The following is an 18,497-nucleotide window of genomic DNA, read 5'->3' on the forward strand; positions in this document are numbered from 1 at the left end:
GCTGCGGGAGGACCCGGAGCTGTTCGGCAACGCCGTCGAGGAACTGATGCGGTATCTGACCATCGCTCAGTTCGGGGTGCCGCGTACGGCGTTGGGGCCCCGATGGATGTCAGGCGGCCATGGTCAGGTCGCCGGGCGTGAGGTAGCGCTCCATCTCGACGCCGGTGATGCACTCCACGAGCAGGCAGACGAGGACTTCCGCCGCGTTGGGGGTAACCGCGTTGCCGTACTGGCGGACGCGCTGCCGCTTGTTGCCCAGGACCTCGTAGTCGTGCGCGAAGGACATGGCGCGGCCGATTTCCTCGGGCTGGAGCATCCGGAAACGGACGTCGTCGATGTCGAAGTCGAACTCCTCGCCGCTGACGAGTGCGTAGCGGTCGCGGGTGGACAAGGCTCCGATGGGATCGGCGACGCTGCTGGCCTGGCCGTTGCCGTAGTACGGAACGAGCAGGTCGCGCCAGTCGACGAGGGACTGGTGGCCGGTGGTGGTCAGGGTGCGGGCCGGTTCGCCGACCGGTGTGCAGTGCTCGCCCCCGTCCCCCTTCGAGCCGTTGTTCCGCATCATCATTGCGGGCCAGTCACCGGGGGTGGCGTAGGCGAGGTGGTTGCCGTTGGCCGACACGGTGCCGGTCGCCTCGGTCAGCGGCCGGGACGCCTCCTGGCTGCCGCCGCCCCGCATGGTGATCTGGAACGGTTCGAACGGGAGGTAGGCCAGGCCCGATTCGGCCCGGGCGGTCTGGGTCCGCAGGGGGTTCTCGACGGAGGCGGCCTCCTTGCCTTGGCGGCCCTCGCAGGGGATGACCAGCGGCGGCACGATCAGGGCGTCGTTCTCCCGGGTCGTGCGGGCGGGCATCGGGTCAGAGATCGGCGACGATTCGTTTCGCCAGGTTCCTCCGGCCGGGACGATCTGCGGCGGGTAGGCAACGGCCTTGGTGGCGGTGGTGGTCTGCGCGGTGAGCGGCTGGTCGATGGGCCGGGTGCGGACGCCCGGCCTGCGCTCGAAGGTGTGTCCGGCGGCCTCCAGGGTGATGGGCCGGGCGTGCTTCTTCATTCCGGCGACGATGCGGGCGACGGTCTTGTCCGCGAGCGGCTTGAGGCCGACGGTCTCGCGGTCGCCGATCTTCGTGCCCAGGACGCTCCAGTCGATGGCGGCGGCGGCCGGAAGCACCAGGGGCTCGACGATCCGGGAGCCGCACTTCTTGTGCGGGCAGCGGTACTCGTACTGGCTCCGGTAGCGGCCCATGTCCTTGGTCGGGTTCTTGAAGCGCTGGACGGCCAGGACTTCCTTGTCGCAGGTCTGGCACCAGGCCTTGGGGCTGAGCCACTTGCGGAAGTCCGGTGTCCGGCCGATCGACTTGTGCCAGTACACGAGGTAGAGGCGGTCCCGGGACTGCGGCGCCCACAGTGTGGCGCGCGGGTTGGCGTGCATGCTGTTCAGGGCGACGAGGCGGGTGCGGTAGCCGAGCTTGTGGAACTCGGCCAGCCAGCGGTCCCACTGGTCCCAGGCCCGGACGTCGATCACGTTCTCGACGACTCCGGCGAGGACCAACTTGCCGCGCTCCTGTACGGACCGCAGGTAGAGGGGGACCTCTTCCATCAGGGCGCGGGAGCGTTCGGCTTCTTCGCGGGTGGCGGCCTTCTCCTCGCCCATCAGCTCGGCGTCGTCGAACAGGCTGCCTTGGAGGGTCTTGTCGAAATCGCGGACGGCGCCGCGCGCGACCGACCACTGGGGGCATTCCGGCGAGGCCCAGAAGATCTTGCAGACGGGCCAGGTCCACACCGGGGCGGTGCGGATGTCGCCGATGAAGTGGCTGACGTCGGGGAAGTTCTTGGCGTGTGTCTCGATCGCCTGGGGCCAGTGGTTGGCGGCCAGTGCGACCCGGACGCCGGGGACGGCGTGTGCTCCCTGCGATGACCCCCCGGCGCCACAGAACCAGTCCATGACGTCCAGTGCGCCGTCATGGTCCCAGCGGCGTGCGTAGGCTGCCACTCAGGCATCACCGCCCGGGCGGTGATCGCTGGCGATCGACCAGCGCCGGAAGGGCTCAATCTCCGGTGAGGCCCAGAAGAGGTCAAGGAGACCGGCAGAAGACCCGCCCGCCGACGATCCCGGAGCGCCGACCATCACGTATCCGTAGTCGGTGACGATGTGGCGGTGCTCGCCGTGACCCTCAATGGCGCCGTAGCCGGCGAGGGCGTCTCCGAGGCGGTCGAGGCTGTGGGAGTGGAGGCGCCGTTCCCCCGGCGTCAGGGCCCTGAAGCTGTGTGGGTCGTGGGCCCAGCCGGAGTCTCGTACGACGGGGGCGCTGTACCGGCCGAACCGCTGCCGCGTGTTGCCCAGGAAGTCGTAGTCGTGCGCGAAGCCCATGGCGCGGCCGAGGTCGTCGATGTCGATGTCGGCGGCGATGCGGGCCCGCAGGGTCAGGGACTCGACGTGCTGCTGTGCGATGTCCGGGTCCATGGGGCTGACGTGCGGTACGGAGGAGTCGAGGCTCACCGCACGGTGCAGGCAGTGCGCGCCCGGACGGGTGTCCCGCGCCCAGCGCTGCTGTCCCAGGTGAGAGGTTGTCGGTGCAACCGAGAATGTGGCGCTGGTGGAGTGCGAGGGCGGCGTCGTTGCGAACCGCCAGTGGTTCGGGGCGGGAGGGGGGCTCGCCGTGGCGGCCGCAATCAGGTCGTCCAGGAGGTCCCAGCGTGAAGGATCGATCGAGTCCATGCGGATCTCCTCAGAGGCGCAGGAAGGAAGGGGGATGCGGCGGTGAAGGGCCAAGTGGCAGCGCCGCGAACAGGGGCAAACCTATCCAAAACAGAGTTGTCTAGTCAACCCTGTATTTCGGCATGGGATATGGCAGCGAGTTTTCGCAGGTCAGTCCGGCTCCGCATCGAGGAGACGGAGACGAGCGTCGAGCAGATCCCCGAGCCGCTGGATCTCCTGCGTGTCGGAGTCGAGGACTTCCGCCCCGGCGAGTCCCTGCTTCTCGGCGACCTCAAGCGTCGTACGCAGTTCCTCGGCCACACTCCAGGTCTGCTGCGCCATATCGCGGATGTCGACCAAGTCGCGCTGCTCCTCGGTCCGCTGCTCGGGGTCGACGGGCAGGCCCACAGGCTCGAACGGCGGCAGCTGCGCGGTCTGGTCAGCGGCCACCGGTCCCAGGTGGGGCGGTGCGGAGGCGTCCTCACTCGGTGACGCCCCAGAAAGGGCCCGCCCCCGGGCGATGATCCAGTCCCGGAGGACGACGGGTGCGTCAGCGCCGGAGGGCATTACCCGCGCCCTGCCTACGCCCTCGGCGTCGGCGATCTCAAGGCGGCGCAGCAGCCCTTCACGGTCGTCCCACACCTCCAGCGCCGCGTTGGCGTGCGTGACGGGCAGCGCGATGCGCCGCTTGAGAATCTCCTCCAGACGCTGGACCCCCTCGGGGCCCGGCAGCACCATGTTGGAGGCCTGCGCCACACGCATGAGCGCACGCAGCTCGATCAGATCGTCCAGAGGCGTGTCCGGCTCAGCGGCACGGACAAAGGCGGCCCAGTCCAGCGGCTCACCCGTGTGAGCCCAGGTGGAGATGTCCGTGGCCATCTGCTCGCCGGGCTCGTCCAGTACTTTGCCGATCGGCAGGCCGGGGATGGACGACTTCACGATGTGCAGCGACCCCGGGGCGATGAGGGTGCCGTACAGGTCCATGTCGTACTCCAGCCCCTCACTCTGCTGGGCCTTGACCGCATGACGGACCGGGATCCGGCGGCCGGCTGCATCCTCCTCGATGAAGGTCTCGGTGGTCGAGCGCACGGTGAGGATGACGTGGCCCGGGTAGGCGTGGAGCGCCTTGGTGACCTGATGCAGCAGGGGGCGGTTCTTGCGCCAGGCCGCATCCTTGCCGCCGATCCCGGGCTGCGTGTCCTTGCTTACAAGGTCCAGCAGGCCCCCCTCGCCGGACCAGAAGGCGCTGTGGCCGTCGATGACCAGGACGTCGGACCGTATCGCGGCGGCGGACGCCAGAGCGTCGATGAGATGGGAGGGGTTGAAGTCGTCGGACAGGATCAGGTGGGAGAACTCGATCTCTTTGGCGTACTCGGCGGCTTTGCCGCGCTCGGTGTCGATGACGGCCACGTGCTCGCCCAGTCGCTGTGCGAGCTTGAGGGCCCAGAGTGTCCGCCCGTAGCCGGACGGACCTTCGATGGCAATTCGGACGGGACGGGCACGACGGACGGCCTGCTGGAAGGTGAATGGGGCGTAGGAAACCGGACCCCTCGCGGTTGCGGGGGCCGTGGCGGTGTCGGCCATGATGGCGCTCCAGCTATGCGGTTGTGATGACCGGGATGGGGCCGGGTCCGCGCTCGCGGACCCGGCTAGTCCTCCTCTACCGGGTCGCCCAGGTAGTGGAACTTGAGGTAGGTGTACTGGATGTCGTAGAGGGTGGGACGCCAGCCGTGCGCCTCGCGGTGACGGTCCGTGGCGTCGGAGAGCAGCATGACCTCGCGGGCCGTGAAGCGGTGCTCGCCCGGGGGCCGCCAGCCGCTGAACAGATCCAGCGTGTCGGACTTGCTCGTCTCACGGCGGCTGGAATCCTCGGTGACGCCCGGCAGTTCACCCGGCACCTTGACGACATCGAGCTGGCCGAGCAGGAACTTCAGCGGACCCTCGCGCATGAGCAGGGAGAGGCTGGTCTTCTCGCGTGCGGCGCGCGCCTGGACGCGCTCGTTCAGCTCCCAGATGACGTCGCCGGTCTCCGGCGTGTACTCGTTGAAGACGGTGTAGGTGAAGTCGGAGAAGCTCGGCCGCCAGCCGTAGGTCTCCTTGTGCCAGCGCTGGAAGTCCTGGAAGGCGGACAGCTCGAAGTCGGACAGTGTGATGGAGGCCGGGGTGCCGTACCCGCCCGAACCGTACGCTGCGCGCGGAACGGCCACGAGTTCGCGGGGGTTGAGGAGCAGATCCCACAGCGCCTCGCGCTGGAGCTCGCGAAGGTCACGGCTCTCCACCGCGGCCTTCTTCTTCGAGCGCTCGACCGGTTCCGCCGGCATGCGCATACTCAGCGCCCGGCTCAACCGCCTGTCTGTCGTCAAGCTGTCTCTCCTCTTCCTTTGTGGCCGGGCTGGCCGGCCGGGCGGGGCTTGCGGGCGCCTCCGCCGTCGTCTTGGTGATCGCAATGATCCTGTCTGCCGACAGGGTACTCATTTAAGGGTTGACTCGGCAACCTCCTTTTGTCAGGCTGCTTCGCGCGAGCCACTTCTTGCACAGCCTCCGGGCACCGATTCCGGCTCGACCAATCCTGACGGCTCACATTGTGCACCTCGTACGTCCGGCCGCAGGGACGACCTCCCCGTAGGAGGAGTCATGGCTTCGCTAGTCAGGCGACAGCAGACCATCAGAGAAGTCCTCGCGTTCTCCGACTCTCAGTACCGTCTCTACACCGCAGTCCACGAGATAGGCCATGCGGCCGCAGGACTGGCCACAGGCAACTGCAGCGTCGACGTCTGCGAGCTCACGATCAAGCCCGGTGCGACCACTGATGCCTTCACGGACATCTCCTGGGTTCGTGACCACACTGCGCAGCACACTCAGCTCGTCTTCCTGAACGGTGGCCTCCTGGCCCAGGAGCAGTGGATGCGGGAGTACGGGGTGTGGACCCCTGAGCGCTCCCGGGCAGCCCGCAGTGGCGCAAGCCACGACATGACCGCGATGACGGAGCTAGGGGCCGACGAGGCGGCAAGTCGCAAAGCACAGGACGACAGCCGAGAGTTGATCAGATTGCACTGGGCGGGCATCGCCGAGGCAGCCCAACTGCTCTGCGACTCAGGCCGGATCACGGGCCAGGAGATCTGCGACGCGCTCAACAGGCACCTTTAGAGGCGTGTCCTGTTCCGCGAGCTCCCGCGCGGACGGCACGTCGTCGTGGCGGATGGCCGCCAGGTCCACTGAACGTGTGGTGCGGCTGTGTCAGGCCACCGACTCCGTCAGCTCCACCTGTTCGGCAGGGCGGGGCGAGGGCGGCTCGGCGCGGAACTTGCCCAGCCGGACCGGCTCGTCGAACAGCTGCCTCGTCAGCTCCTGGTGTGCAACATGCAGCGTCCGCAGGGCAGCGGGGAGGGCGGCCGGCCGTGTCGGATGGCCGCGCCGGGTAGGCCCCGGATGCACGGTGATCCACACCTCCTTTACCTCCCCGCCCTTGAGGTAGCCGGTCTTCACCTCGTCGTCCGCATGCCCGGTCAGGAGCGCATGCGTCTTCAGCCACTGACGCAACAGGAGGACCGTCGTGTCAGGGTCCAGCTCGAAGACGTCCTCCCCGACGGTCACGGTCCCCTCGCGCAGGTCGATATCAGACTTGCGGAGCGGAAACAGCGCGCCGACGGACAGCCCTGTGTCGACGACGAGCGCGGCCAGGGTCGCGGTGCGCTGCCAGCACGGCTCCGTCATCCCCGTCGGCCGCTGGTCGGCGATCCGGCGCAGTTTCTGCCGGGCCTCCAGCGGGGCCAGGCGTGGATGGTCGACCGGCTGCGGCAGACGGAGGTTGAGGGGGCGTCCCAGAAATCGGGAGAAGGTGTTGAGCGTCGTGGTGCGGGCCGCCGCGGCCGCTACCGACGCCTGCAGCGGCTCCCGTGCCGCCTCGTCCGCCCGGGAAGGGGTCCGCTCGGTCTCGGAACGACGTCCCGCGCTCGGAAAGCGCCGGCGCGTGTCGCCTGCGGCCGCCGCCTCGAGCCACCGCAGGGCCAGGTCCTCGTCCACCAGGTCCCCGGCGCGCAGCGGACGGTCCAGTCGCAGGGTCTGCCGGGCCCACTCCAGGTATTCGCCGAGGTACCCCTCGCGCTGCCGCCGGGTCTCGGTGCCCCGGCCGCGCTCCTCCAGGTCCGCGACGAACGCGGTGATCGCGGAACGTGCCGAGTGCTGCAGAGATGGACGTGGCATGAGTCACAGCGTAGAGATCGGGGTGCGCGCGAGGCAGGCCAGGGGCGCATTTCGTCAGCCCGGATGGCCATAACTCCGCCGCATCCAGAAAACGGGTTGAATGAGCAACGCTGTATTCGGTAGAGTGCTCCCAGCACTCGCGCCCGTCGTGTCAGGTGACAGTTCGCCAACAACCCTGGCGCGGCGGGCCTCCACACCACGTAACGGCGGAGCGCGCGTAGCCGCCTCTGACCGCTCCTGAAGGAGAAACGACGGTGTACGCGTTCCTGCTCTACCCGCTCGCCTTCGCCGAGCTCGTCCCGCGTGGCCTGCTGCTGGCCTGCCGCGCCGTGCTGCGCCTCCAGGAGCCGCCCGCACCGAACCAGCCGTTGTGACCGAGAGGAACACCGCTTCATGAGCGATGCCGAGTTGGAAAGTCTGCGGGCGGAGGTGCAGGTGCTGCGGACCTTCGTCAGCGAGTTCCGCATCCCGCTCGCCAACACCGCCGGCGGATACGGCGAGATCGTCGGACGACGCCAGTCCCTCAAGCTGGACCAGTGGCAGATCACCGACGGCGCGAACAGCAACCGGAAGGTCTGGGTCGCAGGTGACTGGCGCCCGATCGCCGACCTGAGCATGGACGCCGCGCACCCCTACACGCTGCATCAGGCCCTCCAGGTCGCCGCGCAGGTCGCCGAGTACGAGGGGGCCACGCTGGAAGCCCTGGTCAACGCTCTGGAGAACGCCTACGAGTACCAGTGCCCCGAGTGCCGGAACTGGAGCCGGTGGTCAGCCAAGGAGCAGGCCAACGCCGGGGGGAAGCCGGACGTGTTCTGGTGTGAGATCTGCACGACGCAGACCCCGCTGGGCCTCGCCCCGCGACGGCTGATCCGGGGTGATCAGTGACCGCCGTCGTCTCCACCGTACTGCCAGACCTCCCCGGCCTCGTCCAGGACGTGGCGACCGACCCGGACACCGGACAACTGTCCACCGCCGTGTTCGACACCGAGCGCCGCTACCGCTACCTGCTCACCCGCATCTGGAACAAGACCCTCCCCCCGGCCGTATGGATCATGCTCAACCCGTCCATCGCCGACGCCTTCAAACCCGACGCCACCCTCACCCGCTGCGTCAGGTTCGTGGAGGACCACCTCTCCGCCGAGGCCGGCGGCGTGATGGTCGTCAACCTGTTCGCGCTCATCTCCACCGAGCCCGCGGGCCTCGCGCTCGTCGAAGACCCGGTCGGCCCGTACAACGACATCTTCCTGCGGCGGGCCACCGCCGAGGCCGGACCCGTGATCGCGGCATGGGGCTCACGCCCGATCGCCGTCGCCCGCGCCCAGCAGGTCACCGAGTCGCTGACCCGCGCCGCGGTGCCCCTGCGCTGCCTGCGCGTCACCACCAAGGGACAGCCCTGGCACCCGCTGTACGTCGGCCGCGACACCCGCCCCACGCCGTACACACCCCCCAGCTCCGCCGACGGACGGCGGGCACGCCTCCTGCCCCAAGCCCGCTGACCGCCCAGTCGCCCGAAACCGGCGCCACTAGACGACTCCTCTACCCGCGCGCCATACGCCTACATAGGAGAGGACTCAATGGCTGACAGCAGCACCACCTGGACCGACCGCATCTGGCAGCCGGTCACCCGCGGCACCGGCTCCCGCGCCAACCGCGCCGTCCACCACGAGGGCCGCATCATCCAGCCCTGCCTCTGGAGGAAGACCGGCCAGCGCGTCCTGGTGCGCGACCTGTTCCACTTCGACGTGCCGGACCGCTTCATCACCCGCGTCCTGGAGGAGATGGAGGTGAACAAGCAGCACACCTTCGTCGTCCTGACGGAACACCCGGGCCGGATGCGCGACCTCGTCGAACAGCGTGAGGCCAGGAAGCGGAAGTATGCCGCCAAGTTCGACATGGTCCCGGACCATCGCATGCGCACCAGCCCGGCCGCCGAGGACGCACGAGCCCGCGCCAAGACGCCCCCGGCGAACATTTGGCTCGGCGTGCAGGTCACAGACCAGCAGACCGCCGAGACACGCATCCCGACGCTGCTGGAAACCCCGGCCGCCACGCGATTCGTCGCCTGCGAGCCGCTGACCGGCCCCGTCGACCTGCACGATTACCTCACCGAGCTCCGCGACGTCACCGACCCGTACGCCGACGCACCGGAAGGCGCCGTCGTCGACGGCATGGAGCGCCACGGCGAGCAGTGGCACCGCATCGCGCGCCTGCACTGGGTCATCGCCGGTGGCGGATCCGGGACCGGCGCACGGCCGCTGCACCCCCAGTGGGCCCGTGACATCCGTGACGCGTGTGCGCGCAGCGACGTCCCGTTCTACTTCACGCAGCACGGCGAGTACCGGGCGGTCCCCGTCGTCGACGACCCGAACTTCGGCGGCGGGCGGGCGTACGACAACCCCCTCCACGGCGGCCGCAGTTCGGCCACGATCCGCGAGCGCGGCCCCAGCCACACCTTCCGCGCGGCGACCACGCGCCTGCTGCGGCCGGGTGAGCGCACCCGCAGCACCTGGCTCCTGGACGAGAACACCATCGCCGTCCGCGTCGGAAAGGCGCCCGCCGGCCGGGAACTCGACGGCCGACTTCACAACGCCGTGCCCAGCCGCCCCTAGCCGACCGGCCGCCCGATCTCCCCACCAGATCCGAACCACGAGGGAATGGCATGAAGAAGCTGCGCGTGTACGGGGACTGCGAGTTCCTCCGCGACGACCAGACGAACAGCGGGACGATCACCTTCGGGCTCTACGACGAGAACGGCGAGGGGTACTACGCGGTCAACGCCGACGTGGACGAGGAGCGGATCCTCAACGAACCGGGCCCGCTGTGCCAGTGGCTGCGCGACCACGTCTGGCCGCTGCTCCCCCTGACCCCCGACGGCCGCCTCGACCGCAGCCACCCCGACGTCAAAAGCATCGAGCAGATCCGCACGGAGATCGCCGGATACTTCGCCGCCCGGCCGGCCGCACGCCTGTACGCCTACTTCGGCGCGCAGGACACCAACCGGATCCACGCCCTGTGGCAGCACGACTGGCACGCCGCCATGCCGGAGTCCGTTCCCCGGTACTGCACCGACGTCATGGGCGTGGCCGAGGACGCCGGGATCACGCCGGAGGACATCGACGACGGGTTCTTCCCGCCGCAGGACACCACCGCGCACCACGCCCTGAACGACGCGAAGTACAACCGCGTGATGCACGAGTTCATCCTTCGCGCTACCGGTCAGCTGCCCACCTGGTCCGGACCGTCACGCGAACTGGCCAACCTCTGGAGCCGCCCGCCCTACATCTCCTCGGTCTCCGTGGAGTTTCCGCAGGCACTGCAGGAGCCGTGCGAGGACCCGGAGGACAACCGGGGTCTGATGGTCTACGGCGGTCGCCCGCTCAAGCGCGACCGCGGGCACGAGCTGCGGGTGGCGGAGTCGCCGTTCCACGAGCCTCAGGTCGACCTCACCTTCACGCCGCCGGCCCCGGACGGCCGCTACGCCCTGCCCCTCACCGAGATCGTCTGGCTGCGCGGCACGCTTGACCAGGCCGTCCAGCAGGTGATGGAGACCTGGGGTGATGGAGACGAGATCGTGCGCGACGCGTTCGCGCGGGTGCTGGGCCACCGTGCGGCGGCTGCGACGGACGGCACCTTGCTCGACGAGGGGACGGCCCCGAGGTGACCTCGAGCGCCAGCGCCTCCGCCGGGTGGGAGGAACCGCTCCTCACCGACCCGGCCCAGGAGCCGGTCAACACCACCGCGAACCAGGACAGGCCTCGCCGTCGGGCTCAGCGTCCGCCCGCGATACGCACCCCCGAACTGGAAAGGCTGCTGCACGACCACTTCATCCGGCCCGAAGACCGCGACGCCCCCAACGGCGCCGGAGCGGTCTACCTGACCGAAGTCGTCGACCCCGAAGGACGCGGCCGCCGGGCCGACGCTGTACACATCGGCCTGTGGCAGTCCCGCGGCGCCGGCCGCATCGACGTCTGCGAACTCAAGACCAGCCGCGCCGACTTCCGCCGCGAACTTGCCCAGAAGGCGAAAGCGGAAGCCTGGTGGAAGTACTCGACCGCCTTCTGGATCGTCTCCCCCGGCATTCACATCACCCCGCCCGACGAACTCCCGGAGAAGTGGGGCCTCATGGTCCCCGGAACTGGAAAGCGCCGCTTCCAGGTCGTTGTCAAGCCCGAGGAACGCGAACCCGAGCTCACGGTCGGGCTCCTGCTGACCCTTCTGAAGAACACCGAGACCCGCCGCACCAAGGCCCTGCACGAGCAGGCCAACCGCCTCGGCACCGAGCACCACCGGCGTACCGAAGAGCTGCGGACGAGGCTCGCGTCCGCAGCCGACCCGAACGTCGCGCGCCGGCTCAAGCTCCTCGACGAGCTCGAAGCGGCCCTGGCCGTAGAGGTCGGCGAGTTCTCCTGGGGTGATGTCCTCGCCCCCGGGCAGGCCGCAGCCGGTCTCGCCGAGTTCATGCAAGGACACCGGGCTCGACTCCGAGCCCAGCAGACCAGCAGCGACCAGGCGCGGATGCTGGACGACATGGTGAAGAGCCTGCAGAACGCCGCACGCCAGCTTCGCGCCGCCCCCGCGCTCCCCGTCACCGGCAGCGAACCGTAGCGCCACCGCCACGAGGCCCCGCTTCGACGCCACGGCGCAGGCCGCCGTCCCCCACCGTCGAGGAGGCGCCGACCGTACGCCGGGCACAACCACCTTCCCATTCCCGGAGGTTGCTCATGCCGGAATCGACCCCGGACGCCGCCGACTGGCGCGGCATCCCCTTCACCGACCGCTGCACCGTGCTCTACGCCCGCCGCTGGGGCAAGAACCTGCACTCGACCGAGTTGGTCGAGGGCACGTTCGAGGGCCTCAGCCCGACCGGCCGCGTCCGCATCCGCGTGACGGCCACCTCCCGCGACCTGCTCTACCCCAACAACACCCGCGACCTGTACGCCGTGCCCGCTCACAGCGTCGCCGTCCTGCCCACCCCCGCGGCCGTCCTCGACACCATCACCGACGACTACGACGAGGCACGCCACCACCTGCACGCGGCGCTCGCCCACCTCCAAGCGCGACACCGCGCCGGGCACCACGACGGACCCACCTGCTCCGGCTGCCACCTCGCGGAGACGATCGACGAGTTCCTGCGCCGCCGCCCTCCCGTCCGCCGCCCGCGCAGCGACACCGCGCTGCTCACCCCCTCCCCCTGAACCGAGGAGCCCCGTGACCACCCACACCCTGTCCGCCTTCCCGGCCTTCCGGCTGGTGCCCGCCACTGGCATGGCGGCGCACGACGTCCTCGGGCCCGACGACCAGGTCGTGGGCCAGGTCCCAACCGGCACCCCGACCCGCGGCCGGGCCGGAAGCGACCTCGGCCCCGTACGCCAGGACGTGCAGCGCGCCGCCGAGGACGCCGTCATGCTCCACATCGCTGCGCACGGCCTGCCCGACGGCCCACCCGAGCCCTACTCCCGCGTCGACGAAGCCCGTGTCGCCGTCGGCCTGCCTCTCCTGCAGGAGACGGAACTCATCGACTCGGCGGCCCGGGCCTTCCACTTCCACTACCTGCGCCAGCAGCACGTGGCTGCGCTCCTCGACGGCCTGGAGACCCTCCGGCGGGAGCGCGACGGCGTCGGCGCCCGCGCCGGCTGCCGCCGCCTGGCCCGGCTGCTGCACTTGGTGCGCGACCCGGCCCGCGCCCTGCTGAGCGAGATCACGGGAGACGCCCGGCAGTGGCTGGTCTTCCCCGTCGCCCGCCTGCTGACGTTCACCGAGCAGGCGATCGCCCGACTGGAGGCGACCGCCGCCACCCCGCCCGCCGACCTCACCGGCCGATTCCCCGACCGGTACGCCGCCGACCAGCTGCTGGAGACGCTCCACCGCGCCTACCGCGAGGTGCAGGCCGAAGTAGCCCACCTTCCCCGCCTCCAGCCTCTGGCCGAGGACATGCGGTCCCTCGATGCGGCTGTGCAGACGCTGCCCAACGGCCCCTGCGCGGGCAGCGCCGCACAGTGCCGTACGACCGCGGCCGCGCTGGATACCGTGGCGGATGCCGCGCACACCCTGAGGGCCGCAGCACGCTCGCTCCCAGGACCCTGGGCCCCGGCGGGCGAGGTGGAGGCGCTGGCCGCTCAGGGCAGCGCACGGCTGGAGGCAACCGCGCGTGTCCTCGACGACGCGCACCGCCTCGGCACCGTCCGCGCCATCGTCGACACCCTCCACGACGCGGTGATCGGCCCCGAAGAGGCCGACGGGACCCGTCCGGTGCGGGTCAGCGGCCGCGAGGCCGGGCCCATCCGGCGCACCGGCGACGGCCGGTGGAGCGGGCCCGGCATAGACGAGCCCTACCACTCCCCGGAGGGAGCCGCCGCCGCGCTCGTCCGCGCGCATCACACTCGCCGACAGGTCGGCCGCACCGCCGCGCAGATATAGAGTTGTTCAGACAACGCCATATCTGTTAGGGTGGGCCCGTGCCCGCGTCGCCTTCCCCCCGTTGGGTGGCGCGGGCCTCTCCTTGCCCCGCGTCACCGGCTTCTCGGAGGTGGCGCCGCAGCGAGGCACATCCGCCGAGCCCTGCTCCGTACCGGGAGGCGATGCACATGAAGATTCCCGCAGACGTTGTCGACGTACTCCGCGGCGTGCAGACCGAAGGCCGCCATCTCCGCATCCCCGGCCCCCGCCTCGCACTTCGCCTCTACGAGCGCACGAACGAGGTCATCGAGGGCGCCGGAGGCGCCTGGTCCAGCCGCGACCAGGCCCATGTCTTTCCCGGCGACGCCGCACAGGCCGTCGCGAAACTCCTCCAGGACGGCGAGGTCACCACCGCCCGCGAACACCGCCAGGCCTCGCAGTACTTCCCCACCCCCGACACGGTCGTGGACCAGCTCATCACACTGGCCGAGCCGTTCCCCGGCGCCGAAGTCCTGGAGCCCTCCGCAGGGCGGGGCGCCATCGCCTGCGCCCTCGACAGCATCGGCTGCCTCGTGGACTGCGTAGAGCGGGACCCCGAGAACGCGGCAGCTCTCGACGAGACCGGCGCGGCCCGGAAGCTGACCGTCGCCGACTTCCTCACCGTCGAACCCGCCCCGCTCTACGACTTCGTCATCATGAACCCGCCCTTCACGCGACAGGCCGACATCGCTCACGTCACCCACGCGCTGCAGTTCCTCAAGCCCGGCGGACTGCTGGTCGCGGTGATGATCCAGAGCGTGGCGTGGCAAAAGGGGAAGGCACCCGCCTTCCGCAACCTCGTCGCACAACGGGGCGGCACCGTGCACCCCCTGCCCGAAGGCACCTTCGCGGAGTCCGGCACGGACATCGCCACCCTCATCGTCACCATTCCCCAGCAGCGCCCTGCGAGCCCGCCGCCACCGCTGCACTGGCCGACGCAGCAGCCTCCAGCCCGTGCGCCGGAGCCCGGCGGCGAGGTCCACGAGTCGCCCGCAGTACTGGCCCAACAGATCGCCGACAACCTGGCCGACGCCTGGAAGATCATGAACGACCTCGCGGCCGACCTCGCCGGACTGGGCCAGCCCCGCAGCGACCCGCCCGACGAAGCCAGAGAGGAGCCTCAGCACCAACCCGCCCCCAACCTCGAAGCCGTCGAGTGAGCGGCCGGCCAGCTTCGCGTGCGGACAGCGTGCCCGCCCGCCGTCCGCACCACCCCACCCGTCCCGCCCTCTGGAGGACCAGCACCGTGCCCGACCTGCATCTGATCATCAGCCAGCCCGAGCCCGGCGACTGGCACGGCCGCCTCGACGTCATCGAGGCGCTGGAAGCCGCGGGCTGGACCGGAGACGCCGACCTGCCGCTCAACATCCTGCGCCACCCGTCCGGCGCCGTCTGGTCCGTGTACAACGAGTCCGGCGACTCCGGGCTCACCTGCCCCAACGGTGCGAACCCCGACTTCCCGTCCGACACCCCGTCCGTCGTCGTCATCGCCGCGTGCCTCGCCGCAGTAGCCGAGCCCGTCGCGACGACGGACTGACCGGAGCGCCCCATGGTTACGGACCCGCGCACCGCCTACGTCACCCACGGCCGCAAGTACCACACCGACCCGGAGTGTCCGCGCATGCTCGGCGGCGAGTACCTCCACGACTGGGACGGCGACATCGACTACGGCGGCGGGTTCACCGCCGGGTCATACCGCACCGAAGACCCGTCGGCGCGGCACGCGGCCATGCGCGGCAAACTGCCGTGCCTCCACTGCGTGCCCGCCGAACTCCGGGTCTTCCCCCCGCTGTACGGGCAGACCTTCGGCCACCGGCCCGTCACCGGGTTCATCGACGGCCGCGCCCTCACCCGAGTCTGCGCCCGCTGCTACACGGTCAACCCGAGCGGCCCGCGCTTCTTCGGCACCCGCAAGGAGCCCGTCCGCTGGCCTTGCACCAGCGCCCGCGTCCTCGGACTCGTCCCGCCAGCCCCCTCCGGCGCATGACCCCGCGCACTGCCCGCACGGCGCACGCCGGCCAATCCGCCGACAACGCGTCCTGACGCCGAGCACACCGCACGACCCTGCCCGCCAGTCCGCTCACACCCGCCACGAAAGGGGCCCCATGGCGCCGAGTTCCCTACCGCGCGTCTCGCTCCAGAACTTGACCGAAGAGCACCTCCAGCAGCTCTACGCCCAACTGGAGGCTCTCCTGAACGCGCCGGTCCTGCGCCACTGCCTGATACCGACCTGCCGGGCCGAGTTCGACGTGCGCGCTGCCGCCACCGGCCAGGCACCGGCCCGCGCGTCCTGGTCCGGGGAAGGATGGCTCCTGCTCGGCGCGGGCACCGTCATCGCCGAGGGCGGCCACATCTGCCCCGAGCACAGCGATCTGATCCAGCAGCACCGTCCGCACCGGGAGGGGCCCGCCCCAGACGGCCGGTTCAGCGTGCGCTGCGGCTGCGGGCAGTGGACGTCCTCCCCGCACGGCTGGCATCAGGTCCTGCGCGCCCTGTGGGAGGAACACCTCCTGGTCACGACCGGGCAGTTGCCCGCTCTCGGCTCTCAGGCCTCCGGACCCGGGTGACCTTCCCACTGTGAAAGGCGCCGACAAGTGCTTCTGCAGCTGCCGACCCTCCCGCCGGACGTGCGCGTCTTCACCCCCGTCCTCACGGTGCGCCAGCCCTTCGCATGGGCGATCGTGGCGGGGCTGAAGGACGTGGAGAACCGCACGTGGGAGACGCCGCACCGAGGCCGCTTGTACATTCACGCGGCCGGCCGGGTGCATCGCGAGACGCTCGAGTTGGCCGCCACGTTCGGCCTGACGCTCCCGGCCGACGCCGTCTTCTCGGCAATCATCGGGCACGTCACGCTGGACGACGTGGTGACCGGCTCCTCCTCGCCGTGGGCGATGCCGGATCACCGTCACTGGCGCCTGTCCGATCCGCAGGAATACGACCCGCCGGTGCCGTGCGCGGGACGGCTGAGCCTGTGGAGTCATGAACCGGCCCGCCCCGCCCCCCTGGATGCCGACCGCCCGACCGTCTCCACGGCCGATCGGTAACCTTGCCGCACTTCCCCGCGTTGGCCCCCGTACGCACCATCCCGCAGGAGTACGTATGTCCGTCGGCAGCGACGCCCTCGGCCCGCCACCCGAAGACGCCGGGGAGCCCACCCAGGAGCAGCGCATCGAGCAGCTCGCCGACGAACTCGCAGGACTGTACGACTTCGTGCACCTCAAAGAGCTGGAGACCAGCGACCCGGACCGGGCCCAGGAACACCGCGAGGCCGCCGCAGGTCTGGTCGCCTGGCTCGACGAAGGACCACGCCGGGAGAGGAAGGCCGCCTTCAGCAGGGGCTGGGACCGGGCCAAGCAACGCCGCAACGAGCGGGCAGAGCGGCGTATCGCCGAACTGGAAGACCTCGTTGCCAGCCTCCGGACGAATGACGATCCGGGCCTGTCACACACCGCGGTGTCCTGGCGTCGCGCCCGCCAGGACCCGCGCTACGACCTCGTACGACGCGAGGCCCTCCAACTGGACCGCTACGACGGGACGATGGTGATCCCCTACCCGCTTCAGGAGCTGCTGGCCGCACGCGTGATGACGGCGATCCTCGCCACCGAGGAGAGCACGAGACGCGGCAGGGCACCGACACCAGACGCGTGCACGGCCGACCCGGCGGAGGCGGTCCGATGACGACCCTCGCGACGCGACCTCCGGCCGTGCTCCGGCCTACCGACGATTCGGCACCGGTGGAGAAGGCGCTCGTCGCCAGCATCACAGCCGACTTCGAGCCGGAAACCTTCCTCTGGATCAACTTCCGCCGCCCCAACGGCGGCACCCGCATCCGCCACACCTGGACCACCGGCGGAGAACCGCTTGGCGACCACATCGACGCCCTCGCCACGGCGGCCGGCCTGGACGCCGCCGACTGGCTGCACATCGCCGACCGGAACCAGCAGACCACTACCCGCGGCCGCATCGAGATCTGGGCGTACCCGCTGCGCCCTGTGCTCGGCGACGTCACCTCCGGGGTACGCGGCCCCGAGGCGCGACGCGAAGATCTACGACGCCTCCTGCACAAGGCATCCGAGATCACCAGGCAGCAGCCGCTCACTCTCACGCCGCGCTGGCTCGGATTCGGTCCGGTCCTCACCGCCCGCCCCAACTGACTGCCCTGGAGGGCAGCGCCGACCCTGGCGGTGCGGCACACACCGGGCATACAGCCGTCCACTGTCGTCCGCCCGCAAGATCGGCTGAGCTTGCCCGCATGGAGAAGACGCGCACAAGCCCAAGGCCGACCGGCCCGGATGAGCTGTTCTCAGTGGCGGGCAAGACCGTCGTGGTCACCGGAGGAGCGACCGGCATCGGCAGGATGATCGCGGGCGGGTTCGTGGCGGCCGGAGCCCGGGTGGTGCTGGTCTCCCGGCGGGCGGAGGCATGCGCGCGTGCCGTGGACGAGCTGCGGCAGTACGGCCACTGCGAGGCGGTGGTCGGCGATCTCGCCACGACGGAGGGCGCCGACCGGGTGACCGCGGAGATTCTGGCGGTCGCGCCGACCGTTGATGTGCTCGTCAACAACGCGGGAGCAACCTGGGTTGGTCCTTTGGAGAGTCACCCGCCTGAGGCGTTCGATGACGTGTGGGCGGTCAATGTGAAGGGCTTGTTCCGTCTGACCGTGGGCCTGCTGCCGGCGCTGCGGGCGGCGGTGGCCGCAGGTTCCGGCGACCCGGCACGGGTGATCAATATCGGGTCGATCGACGGCGGACCGGTGGTATCGCCGGTGGAGAACTACGCGTACAGCGCCAGCAAGGCGGCGGTTCACCAGCTGACCCGTCACCTGGCGCGGGCCCTGGCAGGGGAGGGGGTGACGGTGAACGCGGTGGCGCCGGGCCTGTTCGCCACGGCGATGACGGAGCCGCTGCTGTCCGACCCCGCCGAGCGGGACCGGCTGATGTCGGCGATTCCGCTGGGCCGGATCGGGCGGGCGGAGGACATGACAGGGGTGGCGCTGTTCCTGGCCTCGCGGGCGGGCGCCTACGTGACCGGGACGGTGATCCCGGTGGACGGTGGCGAGTCCGGCTGCGGCTGAGCAGGGTGCCGAGTCACACCGGCCAGGACGACCAGGTCGCTACCCTGGTGACAACGGCAGTCGATCGCGACCACACCTCCGGTGAGGGCG

At 70.3% G+C, this 18,497-nt stretch carries 21 protein-coding genes; 16 read left to right on the top strand and 5 right to left on the bottom strand.

Annotation, left to right across the window (positions count from 1 at the left end):
• Positions 1-109 precede the first annotated feature (109 nt).
• The 4 genes from ACWD0J_RS20710 to ACWD0J_RS20725 all read right to left on the bottom strand — a co-directional run bounded on the left by ACWD0J_RS20710 (position 110) and on the right by ACWD0J_RS20725 (position 5,058).
• Positions 110-1,990, bottom strand: a complete 1,881-nt coding sequence (locus ACWD0J_RS20710; protein ID WP_451497274.1) for a DNA cytosine methyltransferase — start codon at positions 1,988-1,990, stop codon at positions 110-112.
• Entirely contained in the window at positions 1,991-2,716 is a 726-nt protein-coding gene (locus ACWD0J_RS20715; protein ID WP_451497275.1) for a hypothetical protein, read from the bottom strand.
• 150 nt (positions 2,717-2,866) lie between these two features.
• The gene (locus ACWD0J_RS20720; RefSeq protein ID WP_451497276.1) at positions 2,867-4,279 is read right to left on the bottom strand and encodes an AAA family ATPase; all 1,413 of its coding nucleotides are present in this window, start codon (positions 4,277-4,279) and stop codon (positions 2,867-2,869) included.
• Positions 4,280-4,344: 65 nt separating this feature from the next.
• The gene (locus ACWD0J_RS20725; RefSeq protein ID WP_451497277.1) at positions 4,345-5,058 is read right to left on the bottom strand and encodes a hypothetical protein; all 714 of its coding nucleotides are present in this window, start codon (positions 5,056-5,058) and stop codon (positions 4,345-4,347) included.
• Positions 5,059-5,329: 271 nt separating this feature from the next.
• Here ACWD0J_RS20725 and ACWD0J_RS20730 point away from each other — a divergent pair, with 271 nt between their 5' ends.
• Positions 5,330-5,842: a hypothetical protein gene (locus ACWD0J_RS20730; RefSeq protein ID WP_451497278.1), complete on the top strand. Its 513-nt coding sequence runs from the start codon at positions 5,330-5,332 to the stop codon at positions 5,840-5,842.
• Between the two features lie 90 nt (positions 5,843-5,932).
• Here ACWD0J_RS20730 and ACWD0J_RS20735 read toward each other — a convergent pair whose 3' ends face one another.
• The gene (locus tag ACWD0J_RS20735; protein WP_451497279.1) at positions 5,933-6,898 is read right to left on the bottom strand and encodes a hypothetical protein; all 966 of its coding nucleotides are present in this window, start codon (positions 6,896-6,898) and stop codon (positions 5,933-5,935) included.
• Between the two features lie 393 nt (positions 6,899-7,291).
• On the opposite strand from ACWD0J_RS20735, the gene ACWD0J_RS20740 reads away from it, so the two are divergent.
• The 15 genes from ACWD0J_RS20740 (at position 7,292) to ACWD0J_RS20810 (ending at position 18,407) form a co-directional block, all read left to right on the top strand.
• A complete protein-coding gene (locus ACWD0J_RS20740; RefSeq protein WP_451497280.1) occupies positions 7,292-7,783 on the top strand; it encodes a hypothetical protein in 492 nt (163 codons plus the stop codon).
• Positions 7,780-8,394, top strand: coding sequence for a DUF1643 domain-containing protein (locus tag ACWD0J_RS20745; protein ID WP_451497281.1), 615 nt, complete (start codon positions 7,780-7,782; stop codon positions 8,392-8,394). The genes ACWD0J_RS20740 and ACWD0J_RS20745 overlap by 4 nt, the downstream gene beginning before the upstream one ends.
• Positions 8,395-8,472: 78 nt before the next feature.
• Positions 8,473-9,507, top strand: coding sequence for a DUF5131 family protein (locus ACWD0J_RS20750; RefSeq protein ID WP_451497282.1), 1,035 nt, complete (start codon positions 8,473-8,475; stop codon positions 9,505-9,507).
• A gap of 50 nt (positions 9,508-9,557) precedes the next feature.
• Positions 9,558-10,559: a hypothetical protein gene (locus ACWD0J_RS20755; RefSeq protein WP_451497283.1), complete on the top strand. Its 1,002-nt coding sequence runs from the start codon at positions 9,558-9,560 to the stop codon at positions 10,557-10,559.
• On the top strand, positions 10,556-11,503 hold the full coding sequence (locus tag ACWD0J_RS20760) for a hypothetical protein (RefSeq protein WP_451497284.1): 948 nt from the start codon (positions 10,556-10,558) through the stop codon (positions 11,501-11,503). The genes ACWD0J_RS20755 and ACWD0J_RS20760 overlap by 4 nt, the downstream gene beginning before the upstream one ends.
• A 116-nt stretch (positions 11,504-11,619) precedes the next feature.
• Positions 11,620-12,093, top strand: coding sequence for a hypothetical protein (locus tag ACWD0J_RS20765; protein WP_451497285.1), 474 nt, complete (start codon positions 11,620-11,622; stop codon positions 12,091-12,093).
• 13 nt (positions 12,094-12,106) lie between these two features.
• Positions 12,107-13,315 (top strand): hypothetical protein, encoded by a 1,209-nt coding sequence (locus tag ACWD0J_RS20770; RefSeq protein WP_451497286.1) that lies wholly within the window; start codon positions 12,107-12,109, stop codon positions 13,313-13,315.
• Positions 13,316-13,482: 167 nt separating this feature from the next.
• Entirely contained in the window at positions 13,483-14,493 is a 1,011-nt protein-coding gene (locus tag ACWD0J_RS20775) for a methyltransferase (protein WP_451497287.1), read from the top strand.
• 86 nt (positions 14,494-14,579) lie between these two features.
• The gene (locus tag ACWD0J_RS20780) at positions 14,580-14,870 is read left to right on the top strand and encodes a hypothetical protein (RefSeq protein WP_451497288.1); all 291 of its coding nucleotides are present in this window, start codon (positions 14,580-14,582) and stop codon (positions 14,868-14,870) included.
• A 12-nt stretch (positions 14,871-14,882) separates the two neighbouring features.
• Positions 14,883-15,320 (top strand): hypothetical protein, encoded by a 438-nt coding sequence (locus tag ACWD0J_RS20785; protein ID WP_451497289.1) that lies wholly within the window; start codon positions 14,883-14,885, stop codon positions 15,318-15,320.
• A gap of 157 nt (positions 15,321-15,477) precedes the next feature.
• On the top strand, positions 15,478-15,900 hold the full coding sequence (locus tag ACWD0J_RS20790; RefSeq protein ID WP_451497290.1) for a hypothetical protein: 423 nt from the start codon (positions 15,478-15,480) through the stop codon (positions 15,898-15,900).
• Positions 15,901-15,927: 27 nt separating this feature from the next.
• Positions 15,928-16,377, top strand: coding sequence for an ASCH domain-containing protein (locus tag ACWD0J_RS20795; RefSeq protein WP_451497291.1), 450 nt, complete (start codon positions 15,928-15,930; stop codon positions 16,375-16,377).
• Between the two features lie 55 nt (positions 16,378-16,432).
• Complete coding sequence (locus tag ACWD0J_RS20800) at positions 16,433-17,011, top strand: hypothetical protein (protein ID WP_451497292.1); 579 nt, start codon at positions 16,433-16,435, stop codon at positions 17,009-17,011.
• Entirely contained in the window at positions 17,008-17,487 is a 480-nt protein-coding gene (locus ACWD0J_RS20805; RefSeq protein ID WP_451497293.1) for a hypothetical protein, read from the top strand. Before ACWD0J_RS20800 ends, ACWD0J_RS20805 begins: the two co-directional genes overlap by 4 nt.
• Before the next feature lie 98 nt (positions 17,488-17,585).
• Positions 17,586-18,407, top strand: a complete 822-nt coding sequence (locus ACWD0J_RS20810; RefSeq protein WP_451497294.1) for an SDR family oxidoreductase — start codon at positions 17,586-17,588, stop codon at positions 18,405-18,407.
• Positions 18,408-18,497 lie beyond the last annotated feature (90 nt).

This window comes from Streptomyces sp. NPDC003011 (assembly GCF_053591515.1).

Excerpts from the sequence above, each read along its gene's own strand:
- ACWD0J_RS20715 (WP_451497275.1), bottom strand. The coding sequence starts at position 2,716 with ATGGACTCGATCGATCCTTCACGCTGGGACCTCCTGGACGACCTGATT.
- ACWD0J_RS20775 (WP_451497287.1), top strand. The coding sequence starts at position 13,483 with ATGAAGATTCCCGCAGACGTTGTCGACGTACTCCGCGGCGTGCAGACC.
- ACWD0J_RS20755 (WP_451497283.1), top strand. The coding sequence starts at position 9,558 with ATGAAGAAGCTGCGCGTGTACGGGGACTGCGAGTTCCTCCGCGACGAC.
- ACWD0J_RS20805 (WP_451497293.1), top strand. The coding sequence starts at position 17,008 with ATGACGACCCTCGCGACGCGACCTCCGGCCGTGCTCCGGCCTACCGAC.
- ACWD0J_RS20750 (WP_451497282.1), top strand. The coding sequence starts at position 8,473 with ATGGCTGACAGCAGCACCACCTGGACCGACCGCATCTGGCAGCCGGTC.
- ACWD0J_RS20765 (WP_451497285.1), top strand. The coding sequence starts at position 11,620 with ATGCCGGAATCGACCCCGGACGCCGCCGACTGGCGCGGCATCCCCTTC.
- ACWD0J_RS20735 (WP_451497279.1), bottom strand. The coding sequence starts at position 6,898 with ATGCCACGTCCATCTCTGCAGCACTCGGCACGTTCCGCGATCACCGCG.
- ACWD0J_RS20730 (WP_451497278.1), top strand. The coding sequence starts at position 5,330 with ATGGCTTCGCTAGTCAGGCGACAGCAGACCATCAGAGAAGTCCTCGCG.
- ACWD0J_RS20800 (WP_451497292.1), top strand. The coding sequence starts at position 16,433 with ATGTCCGTCGGCAGCGACGCCCTCGGCCCGCCACCCGAAGACGCCGGG.
- ACWD0J_RS20810 (WP_451497294.1), top strand. The coding sequence starts at position 17,586 with ATGGAGAAGACGCGCACAAGCCCAAGGCCGACCGGCCCGGATGAGCTG.
- ACWD0J_RS20720 (WP_451497276.1), bottom strand. The coding sequence starts at position 4,279 with ATGGCCGACACCGCCACGGCCCCCGCAACCGCGAGGGGTCCGGTTTCC.
- ACWD0J_RS20785 (WP_451497289.1), top strand. The coding sequence starts at position 14,883 with ATGGTTACGGACCCGCGCACCGCCTACGTCACCCACGGCCGCAAGTAC.
- ACWD0J_RS20740 (WP_451497280.1), top strand. The coding sequence starts at position 7,292 with ATGAGCGATGCCGAGTTGGAAAGTCTGCGGGCGGAGGTGCAGGTGCTG.